This is a genomic window from Chryseobacterium sp. SG20098 (assembly GCF_031844745.1).
Classification (GTDB): Bacteria; Bacteroidota; Bacteroidia; order Flavobacteriales; family Weeksellaceae; genus Chryseobacterium; species Chryseobacterium cucumeris.
This window is the reverse complement of record NZ_CP134622.1, coordinates 4,075,887-4,093,869: the sequence shown is the minus strand read 5'-3', so window position 1 is coordinate 4,093,869 and position 17,983 is coordinate 4,075,887. Positions and strand designations below refer to the sequence as shown.

At 35.1% G+C, this 17,983-nt stretch carries 13 protein-coding genes; 5 read left to right on the top strand and 8 right to left on the bottom strand.

Features of this window, described 5'->3' with window-relative positions:
* The first annotated feature begins 67 nt into the window (after nucleotides 1-67).
* Nucleotides 68-895, top strand: a complete 828-nt coding sequence (ygiD, locus tag RHP76_RS18725) for a 4,5-DOPA-extradiol-dioxygenase (protein WP_311228786.1) — start codon at nucleotides 68-70, stop codon at nucleotides 893-895.
* A gap of 45 nt (nucleotides 896-940) precedes the next feature.
* Nucleotides 941-2,104 carry a carboxypeptidase-like regulatory domain-containing protein gene (locus RHP76_RS18720; RefSeq protein WP_311228785.1) on the top strand — a complete coding sequence of 388 codons (1,164 nt, stop codon included), beginning with the start codon at nucleotides 941-943 and terminating at the stop codon, nucleotides 2,102-2,104.
* A gap of 84 nt (nucleotides 2,105-2,188) precedes the next feature.
* Here RHP76_RS18720 and RHP76_RS18715 read toward each other — a convergent pair whose 3' ends face one another.
* From RHP76_RS18715 to hutH, 4 genes are all read right to left on the bottom strand, one after another.
* A complete protein-coding gene (locus RHP76_RS18715) occupies nucleotides 2,189-3,670 on the bottom strand; it encodes a S8 family peptidase (RefSeq protein WP_311228784.1) in 1,482 nt (493 codons plus the stop codon).
* 91 nt (nucleotides 3,671-3,761) lie between these two features.
* Entirely contained in the window at nucleotides 3,762-4,208 is a 447-nt protein-coding gene (locus tag RHP76_RS18710) for a GNAT family N-acetyltransferase (protein ID WP_311228783.1), read from the bottom strand.
* A gap of 125 nt (nucleotides 4,209-4,333) precedes the next feature.
* The gene (locus RHP76_RS18705; RefSeq protein ID WP_277693954.1) at nucleotides 4,334-4,783 is read right to left on the bottom strand and encodes a DUF2059 domain-containing protein; all 450 of its coding nucleotides are present in this window, start codon (nucleotides 4,781-4,783) and stop codon (nucleotides 4,334-4,336) included.
* Between the two features lie 3 nt (nucleotides 4,784-4,786).
* A complete protein-coding gene (gene hutH / locus RHP76_RS18700) occupies nucleotides 4,787-6,280 on the bottom strand; it encodes a histidine ammonia-lyase (RefSeq protein ID WP_277693953.1) in 1,494 nt (497 codons plus the stop codon).
* 130 nt (nucleotides 6,281-6,410) lie between these two features.
* On the opposite strand from hutH, the gene RHP76_RS18695 reads away from it, so the two are divergent.
* Together RHP76_RS18695 and uvrC are read left to right on the top strand one after the other, a co-directional pair.
* Nucleotides 6,411-7,172: a hypothetical protein gene (locus tag RHP76_RS18695; protein WP_117753117.1), complete on the top strand. Its 762-nt coding sequence runs from the start codon at nucleotides 6,411-6,413 to the stop codon at nucleotides 7,170-7,172.
* An 86-nt stretch (nucleotides 7,173-7,258) separates the two neighbouring features.
* The gene (uvrC, locus tag RHP76_RS18690) at nucleotides 7,259-9,052 is read left to right on the top strand and encodes an excinuclease ABC subunit UvrC (protein WP_120233337.1); all 1,794 of its coding nucleotides are present in this window, start codon (nucleotides 7,259-7,261) and stop codon (nucleotides 9,050-9,052) included.
* Between the two features lie 380 nt (nucleotides 9,053-9,432).
* On the opposite strand, the gene RHP76_RS18685 is transcribed toward uvrC, so the two are convergent.
* The 4 genes from RHP76_RS18685 to RHP76_RS18670 form a co-directional block, all read right to left on the bottom strand.
* Nucleotides 9,433-12,297 carry a T9SS type A sorting domain-containing protein gene (locus RHP76_RS18685; protein ID WP_311228782.1) on the bottom strand — a complete coding sequence of 955 codons (2,865 nt, stop codon included), beginning with the start codon at nucleotides 12,295-12,297 and terminating at the stop codon, nucleotides 9,433-9,435.
* Nucleotides 12,298-12,374: 77 nt separating this feature from the next.
* Entirely contained in the window at nucleotides 12,375-13,124 is a 750-nt protein-coding gene (locus tag RHP76_RS18680; RefSeq protein ID WP_311228781.1) for a hypothetical protein, read from the bottom strand.
* Between the two features lie 10 nt (nucleotides 13,125-13,134).
* A complete protein-coding gene (locus tag RHP76_RS18675) occupies nucleotides 13,135-14,217 on the bottom strand; it encodes a putative type IX sorting system protein PorV2 (protein ID WP_034693290.1) in 1,083 nt (360 codons plus the stop codon).
* A gap of 13 nt (nucleotides 14,218-14,230) precedes the next feature.
* Nucleotides 14,231-15,109: a DMT family transporter gene (locus RHP76_RS18670; protein ID WP_062675639.1), complete on the bottom strand. Its 879-nt coding sequence runs from the start codon at nucleotides 15,107-15,109 to the stop codon at nucleotides 14,231-14,233.
* Nucleotides 15,110-15,492: 383 nt separating this feature from the next.
* Here RHP76_RS18670 and RHP76_RS18665 point away from each other — a divergent pair, with 383 nt between their 5' ends.
* On the top strand, nucleotides 15,493-17,121 hold the full coding sequence (locus RHP76_RS18665) for an acyl-CoA carboxylase subunit beta (protein ID WP_280214057.1): 1,629 nt from the start codon (nucleotides 15,493-15,495) through the stop codon (nucleotides 17,119-17,121).
* Nucleotides 17,122-17,983: the final 862 nt, after the last annotated feature.

Genomic DNA, 17,983 nt, shown 5'->3' with positions numbered 1-17,983 from the left:
GCATAAAAGGTTCGGGGATTTTTCTAAAAGCCTTGAACCTTTTATTTTTTTATAATCTTCAATATTTATGAACCTCAACGATCTCCAAAACATAAGTGACGGTTTTAAAAGTACACAAAGAATGCCTGTTTTATTTCTCGGACATGGTTCACCAATGAATGCCATTGAAGAGAATCAATTTGTACAAGGTTTCCGGAAAGCAGCCTCAGAAATTCCAAAACCTAATGCAATTCTTTGTATTTCTGCCCACTGGTATACAGACGGAACTTTTGTAACCGCAATGGATATGCCGAAAACCATTCATGATTTTTACGGTTTTCCCGAAGCCCTTTTTGATGTGCAGTATCCTGCTCCGGGAAATCCGGAACTGGCAAGAGAAACGGCAGAACTTCTTCTACCTGTAGATGCGGAAGAAGATCATAGCTGGGGACTAGATCATGGAGCATGGTCAGTTATCAAACATATGTATCCCGATGCTGATATTCCGGTGATACAGCTGAGTATTGATCATACAAAACCTCCGCAGTATCATTACGATCTTGCCAAAAGGCTGAACAAACTTCGTGAAAAAGGTATTCTTATTATCGGAAGTGGAAATATTGTTCATAACCTCCGCCTCATCGACTGGAAAAATATAAATACAGTGGGAGCCGGCTGGGACTGGGCAATAGAAGCCCGTGAAAAAACCAACAACTGGCTACTTGACGGTAACTTTCAGAATATTATTGATTATCAGAAACAAGGAACTTTCTTACAATACGCCGTTCCTACGCCTGATCATTATCTCCCTTTATTATATACTTTAGGTCTGAAAAATCAGTCTGAAGAGCTTAATTTATTCAATGATGAACTTATTGGTGGGTCATTGAGTATGACAAGTGTAAGAATCGGGTAAATTCTTCTTTTGTTTATCACTAAAAGTTTAGTAATATTGTTTACCATGAAAACAGTATTACTATTTTTTTTACTCACCACTTCCCTTTTTTCCGCACAAATGGTAAAAGGAACTGTGGTGGATGATACCGGCCACAGGATCTCTGGGGTTAACATTTATCTTGACGGGACGAAAACAGGAGCCGTTTCAGAAGAAGACGGAAGTTTCACATTACATGTTTCTGCTCAGAAATATGGAAATCTTGTTTTTCAAAAAGAAGATTATGAAACCTTTACCATCGGATTACCGGATATCATCAACAAGACTTTAAAAGTGGTATTGACCAAAACCAATGCTATTGAAGAAATAAGACTGGTTCCCTACACTTCCGAAGCTTATCAGAACTATATCAATTATTTTCTGGACACTTTTATAGGTAATAATCGTGATGATGTGAAAATCAAAAATCAAAGATCTTTAAAGTTCTCCTACGACAAAAAGAATAAGATTCTGAAAGTAAAAGCCCCCAATACACTCATTATTGAAAATAAAAATCTTGGCTATGAAATCAATTATAATCTGATCGCTTTTTCTTCGGATTTCAATACTAAAATGATTAATTATTCCGGGACCAGTTTTTTTAAAGAGACAAAAAATACGGATAAGGTGAAATTAAACCGTATGAATGCTTACGAAGGCAGTCAGCTTCATTTTTTCAGAAGTATCTATGAGAATAAAATTACTGAGGCAGGTTTTACAGTGAATCAGGTGGTAAGAGTTCCTAATCCAAAGTATCCCTCAGAAGAAGAATTAAATATTTTAAAAAATTATCTGGACCTCGTAACCCAACCTGATTTACATACGATTCCTGAAAATATCAGAGAAATTGCCCGTAGAAAAAATACTCAGAGCCCGTACATGCTGGCTATTGTAAAAACTAAAATCCCTGATTCAGATTATGTTAAAAGACAAGAAGGACATGTTTTTCTTGAATTTAAAGATATCCTGCAGGTCAACTATCCTAAGTTTTATTATGAACTTAAAGGAAAAGAATTTGTTAAAAGAACAGACAAAAGTATATTATCATCATTTCTGCATTCTGATGGAGAATCATTCGAAGTTTCAAAGGAAGGTAATATTACAATGCCTGATCAACTTATTAATGAAGGTGATTTCTCAAAAAATAAAATTGAAAATATGCTTCCTCTTGATTATCAATTAGGAGATTAGCATCAGGAACCGATTATTATATTAAAAATAAAAAGGAAATACCTCAGGTGAGATATTTTCCTTTTCTTTTGATAAGGATATTATTTACTGTACAGCCTTCAGAACATTAATGTTTCCATAGCCATAGCTTGAATTTACATTAGGATAATAGGTAGCTGCCTGTCTCATTTTATTGAGTACCTGATCTCTCGTCCATGATGGATTTTTAGCCCAAACCAATGCTGCAATTCCCGCTGTAGCTGCTGTAGCCACTGAAGAACCACCCACATAATCTGCCTGACCATTGTAATAGCTCAATACAGGAACAGTATTTCCTGAAGGTCTCTCCATCTGAAAGGTAAAATCAATCTGACTTCCCGAGTGGCACACATCACATTTCTGATTGGAAGTATTTTCTTTCACTCCCGTTATAGCCTGAGTTTCCGGCATGGATGCAGGGAAAATTACTCCGACAAAACTAGTGAAACTGGTAGAAGTACCTCCAGCACAGAAGATCAGTTTTCCTTTAGAATAAGCATATTTCACACCGTCTTCAATTTTCCCGACAGAGAAAACATGTCCCATTGACATAGAAATGATCTTCACATTCGTATTGTTACCCAATTCTGTGAAAGCGGTCTTTACAGCAGTCTGTTCACTGGAAGTTTCAAGAACAACATTTTCTGCAGCTCTGTAAGCGATCAGATTGGCATTATAAGCTACTCCTACAGGTAATCCTGCATTATTTCTCGGAGCGGCCATTACGGAAGCCATTTTCGTTCCGTGTCCGCATTGATCTCCTGATCCGTCAGAATTATATACTCCATATTTACTGATTGTTCTGCCTGAAGAAGCACCATTATTAAAACTTCCTCCCAACAGAGTCTGTTCAGGCGAAACACCTGTATCAATAAGTCCAATGGTTACGCCTGCTCCAGTACTATAGCCCCAGGCTTCAGGAATGCTGTGTTTAGTGAAAGCCCACGGTATTTTTGCACTTGGTGTCGTTGAAGTATAGTCTGCTGTACTTAGTGTAGATGATGAAAATCCGCATCCTGATGAACCACTTCCTGAAGATTTTGCAGCTGCATTATATTGAGCTTCAAATTCAAAATAATGATAATCTGCAGGTTCTACATATCGGATGTTTTTCATTTGGCGAAGTGCGGAAACAGTTTCCTCATTTTCAATCACAACGTCCATCTGATTAAGATACTGATCTGAAAGAAGAAGGAAATTTCTTTCGTCTTTTCCTTCATATTTTTTGATCACAGAAAGAATTTCTTTTTCGATATCATTGCTGTTTGGAGATTTACTTCTGTCGAAATCATCTTTAGAAGTTCCAAAACCGATAGAAACCATTTTATTTCCGCGGAAAATAGCACTCCATACGAAATGATCGGATTCATTCTTCCAATTGAAAGTACCGTCCGTTTTAATCGCCTGATTGATCCTTTCGTTGATTTGTTTTGCAGTCAACGGATCTTTCTGGGACATTTCGGTTTTGACATTTTCGTTCTGAAGATCTTCCCTGGTGCACGAGTTTAAGGCAAAAAATATTGCCAGTAGGAATACAGTTTTTTTCATATGTTATAATTTTGGTTGAGACCACAATATAACACTTTAACGGGAATTAAAAACTTTAAAAAAGTAAATTTACCATTACAGGAATATTAAATTATAATGCTTTTTCATAACACACACTCTGCTCAACTCCAATGTATTGCCCATAATTAGGTATTTTGTAAAAACCACTTTTTTCATACACCGAGATGGCACTCTTAAGATCCCTTGAAGTTTCCAATACAGCTTTTGTAAAGTTCAATTCTGTTGCCCAGCTTTGAAGTTCTTTCACAATAGCGGAACCTAATCCTTTTTTTCTGAAATCAGGATGGGTAAACATTCTTTTTATTTCTACGGTATCTTCTGAAAATGGTTTGAATGCTCCGCAGGCTGCGGGAATATCATCTATATAGGCTACGATACAGTTTTTGATAGTATCTATTGTATTGAACTGAGCAAAGAAGTCATCATTTTCTCCATTATGTTCGGCTAAAGCGGCATCCAGGGATTTTACCAGATTTTGAAAATCTTTATGGCTGGAATCTGTTCTGTATATGTGCATTTTTTATTTGATTAAAAGATGAATGTGCATAAAATCAAACCTTATAGGTTTTTGAAACCTATAAGGTTTAAACCCGGCATTATTGATTAGAAAAACGAAAAGCTCCCTTTCGGAAGCCTTTGTTTTTATGGAGCCGGTGGAGGTGGATTTTGAAAATTATAATGTTTATTCAATTTATCTTTAACCCTTTTATCTAAAGCTTCTGCATAACTAGTTCCAAGTTCTATTGAATCTTTCATTAAGTTTGGCATATTTTCAATCATTTTCTGACCTGCTGGAGTTTTATAAAACTTAATGAGTTCATCAACATCTGCATCAGTAAAATACTTTTTATAGACAGGAATATACAACGCGAAAATTTTATCAGTAGACATGTCTTTTTTAAACTCATCCCAAAAATTATCCGGTAAATCTTTATACATATTATTATAATGGTCCATAAACTGTTGAAAACCTGCCGACAACATCCGATCTGATCTTGTTAAAGTGATCAGTTCTCTCAATTTTGCTTCATTTGACTGAGAAAAAGTATTTATCCCAATCAGAAAGAAGCACAAAATAATACCTTTCTTCATCTTCTATTTTACATCAACAATAAACTTTCTCTCATTGATCAATTCTGCAATGGCCAGCATATCTTTACCGATAAGTCTGTCATCTTCCAGCTTGGCAACTTTAGAACGAAGAATCGCAAAGTTTTCTTCAATTACTTTAGAGCATTTCGCAGGTCTTCTAAATTCAAGTCCCTGAGCGGCAAACATAAGCTCAACAGACAGAATATTAACAAGATTTCCCAGAACCTGATTGAATTTTCTTCCTGAAATACTTCCCATAGAAACATGATCTTCCTGTCCTAAACTTGTAGGAATAGAGTCTGCCGACGCCGGGAAACATAATGTTTTATTTTCTGTAACCAAGGCAGCTGAAGTGTACTGAGGGATCATAAATCCGGAATTCAATCCTGAGCTTTCCGTTAATAATCTTGGAAGTCCATATTTTCCTTCTAATAATAAGTAGCTTCTTCTGTCTGAAATATTCCCTAGCTCTGCAGCTGCTAATGTAGCATAATCTAAAGGCAATGCCATTAGCTGTCCGTGGAAGTTTCCACCTGAAATAGATTCTTCAGCGCTTAGGACAATCGGGTTATCTGTTACAGAGTTCAATTCTGTTTCAGCCATTCCTTTAAGGTGCTCAAAAGCATTCCTGCTGGCTCCATGAACCTGCGGTACACATCTCATGGAATAAGGATCCTGAACTCTCTCACAATCTTCATGAGCTTTCATATTTTCTGATCCCTTTAAGAACTTAAGCATTCTTGCCGCAACTTTTTTACTGCCTTCAAAAGGTCTGATCTCGTGAAGTTCTTTTTTAAATGGGCTTGCTGAACCTCTGTACGCTTCAAGACTCATTGCAGCTGTCATATCAGCAAGATCTAATAAGTATTCAAATTTTTCAAGTCCTTTGATCGCATGAGCAAGGATAAACTGCGTACCATTGATTAATCCTAATCCTTCTTTTGGACCTAAAGCTAATGGTTCAAGGTCATGTTTTTTTAAAACCTCAATGGTATCAGAAACCTGATTTCCTTCCCAAACCTGTCCTAAACCAAGTAAAGGCAGTACAAGATGTGCTAATGGAGCAAGGTCTCCTGAAGCTCCTACAGATCCTTGTTCAGGAACTACCGGAATGATATCTTTCTCAAGCATCAGAATCATTCTTTCAATAACTTCCAGGGAAACTCCTGAAAATCCTTTCGAAAGAGCATGTACTTTGGCAATCATCATAATCTTGGAAAGCTCTTTATCAATTGGCTTCCCTACGCCCACCGCATGAGAAATGATAAGGTTATATTGTAACTGAGCGGTTTCATCCGCTGAAATTTTAGTATCACACAATGGTCCGAATCCTGTATTGATTCCATATACGCATCTGTCTGACTCTACTATTTTCTGTACGTTTTTCTGAGATTTTAAAATTTGTTCTTTTGCCGCTTTGTTTAGCTTGGCTTTATTAGGTTTTTTACATATTTCCAGAACATCATGGAAAGTAAAAACATCTACTCCGTATATCATTTCTAAAAAATTTCCTTAAAATTACGCATTTAACAATAATTGGAAAAGCTAAATTTCAATCTTCTATATTTTTATAAAACAAGCGAAATAATTTACTACTTTTAGCCCCGAAAATTAAAAACAATAATACATGAGACTGAAAACTCTACTCCTTGCTGTATGTGTAGCAAGCACGACAGCTTTCGCGCAGAAAGTAAAATATTCTAAAGAGGATATCAAAAAAATGGAAACTTACCTTTTTAATGAAGGTTTTAATACGCCATCACCTAAGAAAACATCTACCATTATCTTAAAAGACGGAACTACCTACAAAGGTTTCTGTAATAAGATTGAAACAAAAAAAGGACAGATCTATGAAGTTGCTATCAAAGACAGTATCACCAAAAAGAATACTACTTTCAATGCTGATCAGATCAATGAGATGTATGTGTATCCGAGTAATGCAGAGAAGATTGCAAAAGTGGCAAAATACATGGGGAATATCAGAAACTTCGGAACTAAGAAGTTGACGAAAAACACCAATAATGACAGAATTTATTTTATAAATCAGACTGTGTCCCTAAAGAACAAAAAAGATGATAAGGAATTTCTGATGCAGGTTATCAATCCAGGTTTTGATGATATTATTTCAGTATACCACGATCCCAGGGCTAAAGAAACAACAGGTTTTTCTGTAATGGGATCTCCACAGCTTGGAGGCGGTGTTATCAAATCTTACTATGTAAAAAAGGGCAACAAGGTAATGTGGCTGCATAAAGATGATTTTGAAGACAATTATGATTTTCTTTTTGGAGATAATCAGGATTTCATGAAAAAATATCCTAAGAACTCTGTGGAGTGGGATTATTTCAGCTTTCTTGTAAGTGAATATACTGCAATGACCAACGGATAAAATATTTTGAGCCCTAAAATAAAACCTGTAGACCCATCTGCAGGTTTTTCTTTTTTAGATAGCGAAAGTTTCCTTAATTTTGTTATATGAATCCTTCTTTAGAACTACAGCTCAAAACCTTACCATCCGAACCCGGCGTTTATCGTTATTATGATAAAAACGAACAGCTTTTGTATGTAGGAAAAGCTAAAAATCTGAAAAAAAGGGTACTCTCCTATTTCAACAAAAACCTCTCAGGATACAGGATCAAAATAATGGTCAGTAAAATCCAGCGACTGGAAACGACGATTGTAAACAGTGAGTATGATGCTCTTTTATTGGAAAATAATCTGATTAAAGAGTACCAGCCGTTTTATAATGTTATGCTGAAGGATGATAAGACTTATCCCTGGATCTGCATCAAAAACGAAGATTTTCCAAGAATTTTTCTGACCAGAAATATGATTAAAGACGGATCTGAATATTACGGTCCGTATGCCAAAGTACGTCCTGCAAAGATATTGTTGGATACTATAAAACACATTTATAAGCTTAGAACCTGTAATCTTAATCTTTCTCCCTCCAAAATTGCGGAAGGCAAATATAAAGTCTGCCTGGAATACCATATCAAAAACTGTGAAGGGCCCTGTGAAGATCTTGAAAGCAAGGAAGATTATGACGAAAAAATAGATGCTATCCGCGGAATTATCAAAGGAGATTTCCGTAAAGCAAAAGATTATCTGGTGAATCAGATGATGAAGCTTGCTTCCAACCTGAAGTTTGAAGAAGCTCAGATCATTAAGGAAAGACTGGATATTCTTGAAGATTATCAGGCTAAAAACACAGTCGTAAATCCTAATATTGATGATGTAGATGTTTTCGGAATGACCAGTGATGAGACCGCTGCTTATGTCAATTTCTTTAAGATAAGAAACGGAAATATTATCCAGAGTTTTACTACTGAGATTAAAAAGATTCTTGAAGAAACTGATGAAGATATTATGGAAGAAGCTTTGATAGAGATCCGTCAAAAGTTTTCTTCAGATTCTAAGGAAGTTCTTTTACCGTTTCATTTGTCTGTAGAAATCCCAAATGTAAAACTGATTGTTCCCAAGGTAGGAGATAAAAAAAGAATTGTAGAGCTTTCTGAAAAGAATGCTAAAGAATACCGTCTGGAAAAGCTGAAGCAGGTTCAGATTGTAGATCCTGAAAGGCATACCAACAGAATTATGGCCGAAATGCAGAAACTGCTGAGAATGCCTGTAGAACCAAGACATATTGAAGGTTTTGATAACTCCAACATTCAGGGAACGAATCCTGTGTCTGCATGTGTTGTTTTCAAAGATGGAAAACCGAGTAAAGCAGATTACCGAATTTTTCATCCTAAAACGGTAGAAGGGCCAAACGACTTTGCAACGATGGAAGAGGTCATCTACCGCCGTTACAAAAGAATGCTTGATGAAGGAGAAAGCCTTCCTCAATTAATTCTGATTGATGGTGGAAAAGGACAACTTTCTTCTGCTGTTAAAAGCCTGAGGTTATTAGGACTTTATGGAAAAATTACCATTGTAGGGATCGCCAAGAGACTGGAAGAAATATTTTTCCCGGAAGATCCTATTCCTTTATATCTTGATAAAAAATCTGAAACGTTGAAAATCCTTCAGCGTGTCCGTGATGAGGCCCACCGATTTGGGGTAAAACATCACAGAACAAGAAGAAAAAATTCTACTATAAAATCCGAACTGGAAGAAATTTCTGGAGTTGGAGAAAAAACAATCGAATTGCTTTTGTCTAAACTGAAGTCTGTAAAACGAATCAAAGAAGCCAATTTTGAAACTCTTGAAGAAATTCTGGGGAAAAGCAAAGCGAAAGTGATTTGGGAATTTTTTAATGCTAATTGATAAACTAATGCAGTACAGCAGCTAATTTGTCACAAACAAAATGAAGTTTTAATGCTAAAACTCATATACTTTTTTCATTTACTCAATAAGAGACAAAAACCAACAATCCCCAGTACAAAAAGGAAATTTATCAATAAAAAACACAAACAAATAAATATTTTATTAAATATTAGTATTATTTATATTTTTTCCATAAATTAGTAATATCAACTAATGACAATAATGCTATAAAAATTCTTCTCTTTTTATAAATCTAATCACATTTCATTTGACATCCAATTGCTTTTATATCTATAAGACTCTTGTAAAATGCTAAAAGAATGAAAAACACATCAACATATATATTATAAAAGGCTCTTTTTAAGAGCCTTTTACATGTATTATTTTTTTATAATCTTACCCATATATTCCCCTTTATTTGCTTTTAACTTAATAAAATATATTCCTGATGGAAGTTCTGCTACATCAATATTTTTATTATTGTAGATAATATTCTTCACAAGTTTTCCGGAGGCATCAAAAATTTTCACGATTTCTACTTTAGAATTTTCGTTCAGTCTTATTGAAAAATATTCTGAAACAGGATTAGGATAAATCTGCAGATCTGAATTTCCTTTTTTACTTTCTGCGCCTGATATTTCATGGGTTGCCAGATAAACAGGCAGTGGATCAGTCACTACATACAATTCACTTCCATGTTCTTTGGTATTAATGGTCAGAAATAATTTCTCACCATCTGTTCCCATTTTCTGAATATTTTCATTAACCAGCAGCTGATTATCATCGTTTGTCACAAAAATATCCATCGGAGAGGTTGAAACACCGTCACTTTTCCATACCTTTTGGGAATCCCCATTAAGAAAGTAAAGATAATTGTTGGCACACGTCATATCTTTCACTGAAGAAAAATTTTGGGATAAATCAGATGTGCCATTCGCTGTTCCATCTGTTTTCCACAACTGTGTACTATTGTTATTGGTAAAAAATAACTGATTTCCACATTTTTTAAATTTTACATCACCAAAAAAGTTTCCCGCTAGTATCTGTTCTGTCCCTGCCACTGTTCCATCTGTAGAATGCAGCGCTGGAGAAGGATAACCTGAAGTGACATAAAAAAGCTTATTATTAAATATTATTGTTTCTCTCGCAATACTTGAAGAGCCATAAGGAGCAGCGTAAGATTTCAGTAATGTAGCAGATGCCTGATCGCCGTTTGAAATCCAAAGCTCGTTTTGCCCGGAGCTGTAATTCGCAGGAGTATTTTCCTGTTGTTTTGTAAAGAATAATTTATTATTAAAAGCATTCAGTACCTTAATATCTCCATTTGTCCCATCCTGATAGGAAAACTGTATTACCTTTTGGGTATTGGCTTCAGTAGCATCTGTTTTCCAGATCCCAAGTTTTCCATTATCTTTTGCCACAAAATAAGCAAAACCATTCAGTATTGCAGTTTTTGAATCTACGGAATAAAGACTTCCCATATTATCCTGGGAAATATCTTTGACCATACTAACAGTATTGGATGTATTATCAATCTTCCAAAGTTCAGTTCCTACCACATTATTGTATCCGGCAAAAAGTAATGTATTATCGTTCAAGCTGGTATACGGTACCCTGCTGGTAATATTCGGGGATGATATTGACAAAGTATTGGCTTCTGTACCATCTGTTCTGTAAGCTGCTTCTGGAGTGTAAAGATAGTTTCCTACTTTAATGAAATTGTCATTAAAGTCACTGCCCATACCTATAAACGAATTTCCTCCAAAGCTGGATATTCTCTCAATCTGCTGTGTATTTTTATTTCTCTTATAAATCTGGCTGTTATACTGTCTGTCCGTCGCAATGAAAATAAGATCATCATTCAGCACCTGAAATGCATGAGGCAAAGAACTTTCAAATCTACTGATGTCCGAAGCTATTGTAGTCTGATGGGTCACCGGATTTAGTGAAAATAGTTCAGTGCCATATTTGGGGGTATTTCCGGTAAGATAAATTTTAGAATTCAGGTCTACAAAACTATTATTATTTGGCATTCCAAGGCCTGTAATCTCAAAACTCTGTGAAGAATTTCCATTCACTATCCAATATCTGTTTCCATAATTAGCCATCGTAAGAATCAAATGATTATTATCTGAGCTGTTCCCATAAATCAAAGCTCCTGCGTGCGTATTGAAGAGAACAGTTCCGGCTTCTGTACCATCTGTTTCCCAGATATAATTACCATACACAGAGTTAACACCGTTGGCACTACTTTCAAAGAATATTTTGTTATTATATTTTACAAATTTTTTCATTGCCATAGAACTTGTAGCTCCAGGCATTAGATTTTTCAACAGATAAGTTCCTGCCGTTGTCCCATCAGAAACCCATGGTTCATAGCCATTTGCTGCATCAAAGCCTGTAAAAACAAAATAATTAGCAGCGGCAGCTCCTTCCAGCTGCGGATAACCTACAGATTTTATGGATACTGTTCCCGCTTCTGTTCCATCTGTTGAATATAATTCATATCCCGCTGTTCCTGGTCCAAGATTAACCACGAAGTATAGTTTATTTTTAAAAATCAGTGCTTTAAAATCGCCATTAATACTTCCACCCGCATTGGGAACGATATCCTTTAATAAAGATGTTCCGGCAACGGTTCCATCTGATTTCCATATCTCTTTTCCATGTGTGCCATCATCTGCTGCCAGGAACAAAGTATTGTTCATGGTATACATTTTTACATCACCGGAATATTGAAATGTTTTTAATAGCTGCAGACTATCTGCAACGGTATTGTAAGACCAAAGTTCATTGTGGTGGTAGAAAAAGATATTATTTCCGACCGCAGCAGTTGCAGCCACCGAAAACTCAAAATTCAGATCTTTTACCTTGGATGTTCCTACCGTGGTTCCGTCTGTGACCCAAAGCTGATTATTGGACGAACTATTGCTTTGTACAGCAATAAAGTAAATTTTATTATTGAGCCTCATAAAAGACGGATCTCCAGTCATCCCAATGCTGTACCCCGGAAAAACATTCTTCAGCAGAATTGATTTTTGAGTACCCGGATCAAAACTCCACAGTTCCCTTCCTTCCTCTGTAGACTTGGTGGCTGTGAAAAGAATATGATTATTGAATTTTATAAAATTATCAGGATCACTGGAAGCCCCAAAATTAATTTCGTTTAACTGGGTATTAAATACACTTTGTGCACTCGAAAATACTGACAGTATTGCCAATATAGAAATGTAAACTTTTTTCATATCTATGTAGTTAAAATAATCCTTAATTCTAAAAAGTTATGAATTAAGGATGATATTTTTCTTATTATTGATGTAAATTATTTTGCTGTAAAGACTTCTTTGGAGAATCTTCCGTCAGTCTGTGGAATATCTATTACAATATTCCCGTTTTCAAAATATCCGATGGTAGTATTTCCATCAGCCATTTTTACAAGGAAAACAGCGCTCTTAGAAGTCGTTTTGAAAACAGCAAATGGTACGGAACTTCCGGATTTTGCCAAGATAAACTGATTAGAATCAATCTGTATTTTCTGAAGATCAAGTTTCCCGTTCGAGTAATTATTTGCTTCCGGAGTTCCTGCAGATACAACGGTTTCAGAAACTGTATTCTGTACGTTTTCAGCAGCATCTGATATTTTAGCAGGCTTCATTTCTACCGGGCTGGAAAGTGGAACATGTGTCAGAGCCTGCTTTAAAGCATCAGGAAACCCTTCTTCAAATTCCTTTATATCTGAGCGCCCTTTGGATTCTAAAATGACCTTTTTACTGCAGTCTTTGAACTGCAAAATCACTTTATTTGTAAATAAGCTCTTATCATTCAGCACTTCAGCATTAATTACATTACAGGAATTATTTCTAGCCTCAGATGGCCATTTGTCCATTGCCTCAGTTAAAATTTCATACTTTTTTCCCTGTAGCCCTTTAGCCAGATAAGCTTCCAATCCAAAACTGCTGTTTTTAAAGGTTTTAAATTTTTCCGGAATTACTACATATTTATAATCTGAAACCTTCTGCGTAAAAGCCATTGTTGAGCTTATTACCAACATCAGCATTAATAACTTTTTCATTTTTATAATTTTAATCGTTTCTAAATGCTCCCATATCCAGTTTTAATGAGAAGAAATTGGAATAGAAATTAGATCCGCCAATCCCTGAATTCGTAATTGCATAATCCAGTGTAAGGCCTCTATATCTGATCCCAAGACCTGCACTCGGCTGGAAAGAAACTTTTCTCTTAAGGTCTTCTATATCTGTAATAGACTGGAATCTGTTGATCCCCAATCTCACAAAAATCATTTTCTGATATCCCAGTTCAGCTCCCGCATACGGACTGATACTGGCAAAATCTGTTGAAATTAATGATGCTGTTTTAGCAAAATCAACATTAATACCTGCTTCCGGTAATACATACACACTGCTATTGATTTCGAATAATTTGCTGGCACCTACATTTAGCTTAGGCATTGTAAGTTCAAGTTTATCCTTAGGAGCTGGGTTAAATTCTTCCCCGTTTACAACAGTAGAAAGTTCTTTCTGATTAATCGTCCAGAAGTTTACGGTAGTCGTAATATCTCTCACCATTCCTCCGAATTTCCATCCGTTATCTGCCTTATAAATTGCTCCCACATCGAAACCAAAACCATAACCATTTGCAAATTTACCTACATTTCTATAAACAATTTTAGCATTCACCCCCACATCTAATTTTGGATTTCCTCCAGGTCTGAAAGCATAAGAAAGAATAGCAGCATAGTCGGATTGGGAAAACTTGGTAATTTTATCATAATCGATATTCCCTTCAGAATCGATCATTTGGGTAGTATTTAAAATATTGTCTACTCCAAGCCTTACTACCGAAACGCCAAAAACACCTTCTTCAAGTACTTTTGCATAGGCCAGATAGTCATATTTCGCGATGGATTCAAAGTATTCTGCGTGCATTGCTGCCCCTTGCCAATCTCTTTCAACAGACATTAGACCTGCAGGGTTCCACATTGGGGAATATACGTCATCCTGGTTGGTAATTACTGCTCCTCCCATAGCAAGTCCTCTTGCTCCGGCACCGATATTTAAGAATTCATTGGAATATTTCCTGATAATCTGAGATTGAGAAAGCCCAAACAGCAGTGAAAATGCAAGTAAAAAATATTTTTTCATCATATAAATTTGATGCTTAGTTTAAGTTTTTAGTTTTTCTGGCTTTTATTAATCCATTTGCAATGATTGCCAGTATCATAACACCCGAAGCGACATAAAATATAGGGCTCATATGTTCTGATTCCCCAAAGATAAAAAAAGCTAGTATAATTCCGTAAACAGGTTCTAAATTAACTGTTAAAATTAAAGTAAAAGGTGATATATATTTCATTAAATTCACCGATTCCAGCATTGGAAAAGCAGTGAAAACACTGGCTAACAAGCATATTAACGCCAGATCCCTGTAGTTTATTTCATTCATTTGAAAAATTTGCCCTGAAAACAAATAAATTAACATTAAAATAAACCAACCACAGAAGATTTCATAAAAAATAATGTTCCCCGAACTTGTTTTCCCAAACATTTTACCATTAAAAACAGAAAAAACAGTTCCGAATATGGCACACAGAATTCCATAAATAATACCTTCTTTAAAATGAAATTCTGTTTTAAAGATCAATAGTATACAGGCCACAATAACAGTTCCCATGATCACTTCGGATACATCAATTTTCCTTTTGAAAATAATAGGCTCCAGAATTGAGGCAAAAAGAGTAGATAAAGAAAGACAACTTAGCGCAATAGAAACATTGGAAACTTTAATAGAATAAAAAAAGCAATACCAATGGAGTGCCATGGCAAAACCTATTGCTGCCAGCTGAAAAAATATTTTTCTGGAAACCTTTATGCTCTCCTTTTTAAAAATCCTGATAAATACATACAAAAAAATAGAGGCAAACAACATTCTGTAAAAAACCAGAATCTGTGCATTGGCCTGAATCAATTTTCCCAGAATTGCAGTGAACCCCCATAAAAAAACTATTAAATGCAATCTGAAAAGTGCCAATTTATGCATAACCTATCCTCTTTTTATTTTAACCCTGCAAATTTACAAATCACAAACCCAAATATTGATAAAAAGACAGCTTTAATCTAAAAAAAGTTAACAAAATTTAAAATAAATGTTAAACCATAAAAAAACCCTGAAAATTTATTAAACTTTCAGGGCCTTCAAATAATAAACTATTAAAAAAATAAACTAGGAACAGAGTAATTTTCAGAGGTTATCACCCTCCATTACTCTTATGTAAAGTTAGAAAAAATATAAATTATTTGAAAATATTTTTTAGTTAAAAATTTCACAAATTACTAAAAACCAAATAATTAAACATCTGTTTTACTTCCAATTCGTATTCCTCATAAAAATAGTATCTTTAAGCGTAAAAAATTGAAAATTTTATGGACATCGAATTCAATAAACGAGAAGATCAGAACAGATTAAAATTATCTGAAATTAATCGCTTACTCACTGAAATTAAAAAAGGCGGTGGTGAGAAGAGGCTTCAAAAGCTTCGTGATGAAGGAAAAATGACAGCAAGAGAAAGAATAGATTATCTTCTCGATAAAAATTCAGATTCCATAGAAGTAGGAGCATTTGCAGGATACGAGATGTATCAGGAGCATGGAGGATGTCCTAGTGGAGGTGTTGTAGTAGTTATTGGCTACGTTTCCGGAAGACAGTGTATTATAGTTGCTAATGATGCCTCTGTAAAAGCTGGTGCATGGTTTCCTATCACAGGAAAGAAAAACCTGAGAGCTCAGGAAATTGCTATGGAAAACAAACTTCCTATTATTTATCTGGTAGACTCTGCAGGTGTTTACCTTCCTATGCAGGATGAAATCTTCCCCGATAAAGAACATTTTGGACGAATTTTCAGAAATAATGCTAAAATGAGTTCTATGGGAATCATCCAGATCTCTGCCGTTATGGGGAGTTGTGTAGCTGGAGGAGCTTATCTTCCCATTATGAGTGACGAGGCGATGATTGTGGATAAAACAGGTTCTATTTTCCTTGCCGGAAGCTATCTTGTAAAAGCAGCCATCGGAGAAAGTATTGATAACGAAACATTAGGTGGAGCTACCACTCATTGCTCTATTTCAGGAGTAACAGATTATAAAGCGAAAGATGATAAAGATGCTTTGAATAGAATCAAAAATATCATGAAATCTATTGGAAGTAGTGAAAAAGCAGGCTTTGACAGAATAGAAAGCTTTCCACCAAAAGAAAACCCGGAAAATATTTTCGGAATTATGCCGGTTTCAAGAGCTGAACAATATGATACTTATGAAATTATCAAGTGTATTGTGGATAACTCCGAATATGAAGAATATAAACCAGACTACGGTAAAAGTATTATCTGTGCAACGGCAAGAGTTGATGGCTGGTCTGTAGGAATTGTAGCCAATCAGCGAAAGCTCGTTAAAAGTGGGAAAGGAGAAATGCAGTTTGGAGGAGTAATCTACTCTGATTCTGCTGATAAAGCGACCCGATTTATTGCCAATTGTAATCAAAGAAAGATACCTTTAATTTTCTTACAGGATGTTACAGGATTTATGGTAGGCTCCAAATCAGAACATGGAGGAATTATCAAAGACGGAGCTAAAATGGTAAATGCAGTTTCCAATTCTGTTGTTCCTAAGTTCACGATTATTACGGGTAACTCTTATGGGGCGGGTAATTATGCAATGTGTGGAAAAGCTTATGATCCAAGATTAATTGTTGCATGGCCTTGGGCTGACTTAGCGGTAATGGGAGGAGCACAAGCTGCAAAAGTACTGGCTCAGATTCAGGAATCAACATTGAAAAAACAAGGAAAAGAAATTTCGGAAGAAGAACACAATGAAATTCTGGATACCATTTCTAAGAAATATCAGAAACAAACAGAATCTACTTACGCAGCTGCAAGATTATGGACAGATGCCATTATCAATCCTGCAGATACCAGAAAATGGATTTCTATGGGAATTGAAGCAGCTAATCATGCCCCTATCACTGAGAAATTCAACTTAGGTGTAATACAAGTTTGATAACAATTTATAATAAAAAAGGGCTATCTCAGGATTTTGAGATAGCCCTTCTTTATTTATACTTTTAAAATGGGAAGTATTTTACTTACCATATTCTTCTTTACAAAATTCAATGGGCCCACCAAGTTTCATACAGCATTGATACTTAGTCATACAGATTCCATTTGGCCAGCCTGGAGGATAGCACATTCCAAATGCAGGATCATCAGGACATGTGGGTCCTCCACTTCCTTGTAATTATTTTAAACTCTCTCTTGAAATCTTCATTAGTTTTTCATAGTTATTCTAGTTTAATTGTGTCCTACTCTATTTAAGCTTTTCGGATAACGCTTCTCTAAAATACTATTTATTCTACACATGGTGAAATTTAAATAATAATTTTAATAATTAATCATTACTTAGTAGCTATTGCTGATTACTTAATGGTGATGTTATAGATTATGCTTGTTTAAGTATCAAGAAAAAAATTGTCACATAGGAAGTGATTTGTTATGGATAATATAAATTGTTAATAAAGAGACGTTACAACCATAGATTTACCAGATAAAAAAGCATATTTCAAATAAAAAATAGTAAAAAAATAAAATTCATGAACGACAACCTATAATCAATATTTTATCTTTTCAATATTACCATTAACAGAATATTATACGCTAAAATTCGGATTAAACAACAAAATAAACCTATTAACAATTTTAAATCAATACTTTACATGTATTATTTATCATAAAGTATCATATTTTTTTTTAATATTGCAGAAGTAAGCAAATGATGAACAAAATGAAACAATTAAGTAAAGGGTTACCCGTGGCTACCAGTGTTTTTTGTTTTCTACTCAGTACAAATCAAATAAACGCTCAAA

What these genes read in the sequence shown, in the direction of transcription:
- ygiD (WP_311228786.1), top strand. Translation starts at nt 68, where the DNA reads ATGAACCTCAACGATCTCCAAAACATAAGTGACGGTTTTAAAAGTACA.
- RHP76_RS18720 (WP_311228785.1), top strand. Translation starts at nt 941, where the DNA reads ATGAAAACAGTATTACTATTTTTTTTACTCACCACTTCCCTTTTTTCC.
- RHP76_RS18715 (WP_311228784.1), bottom strand. Translation starts at nt 3,670, where the DNA reads ATGAAAAAAACTGTATTCCTACTGGCAATATTTTTTGCCTTAAACTCG.
- RHP76_RS18710 (WP_311228783.1), bottom strand. Translation starts at nt 4,208, where the DNA reads ATGCACATATACAGAACAGATTCCAGCCATAAAGATTTTCAAAATCTG.
- RHP76_RS18705 (WP_277693954.1), bottom strand. Translation starts at nt 4,783, where the DNA reads ATGAAGAAAGGTATTATTTTGTGCTTCTTTCTGATTGGGATAAATACT.
- hutH (WP_277693953.1), bottom strand. Translation starts at nt 6,280, where the DNA reads ATGATATACGGAGTAGATGTTTTTACTTTCCATGATGTTCTGGAAATA.
- RHP76_RS18695 (WP_117753117.1), top strand. Translation starts at nt 6,411, where the DNA reads ATGAGACTGAAAACTCTACTCCTTGCTGTATGTGTAGCAAGCACGACA.
- uvrC (WP_120233337.1), top strand. Translation starts at nt 7,259, where the DNA reads ATGAATCCTTCTTTAGAACTACAGCTCAAAACCTTACCATCCGAACCC.
- RHP76_RS18685 (WP_311228782.1), bottom strand. Translation starts at nt 12,297, where the DNA reads ATGAAAAAAGTTTACATTTCTATATTGGCAATACTGTCAGTATTTTCG.
- RHP76_RS18680 (WP_311228781.1), bottom strand. Translation starts at nt 13,124, where the DNA reads ATGAAAAAGTTATTAATGCTGATGTTGGTAATAAGCTCAACAATGGCT.
- RHP76_RS18675 (WP_034693290.1), bottom strand. Translation starts at nt 14,217, where the DNA reads ATGATGAAAAAATATTTTTTACTTGCATTTTCACTGCTGTTTGGGCTT.
- RHP76_RS18670 (WP_062675639.1), bottom strand. Translation starts at nt 15,109, where the DNA reads ATGCATAAATTGGCACTTTTCAGATTGCATTTAATAGTTTTTTTATGG.
- RHP76_RS18665 (WP_280214057.1), top strand. Translation starts at nt 15,493, where the DNA reads ATGGACATCGAATTCAATAAACGAGAAGATCAGAACAGATTAAAATTA.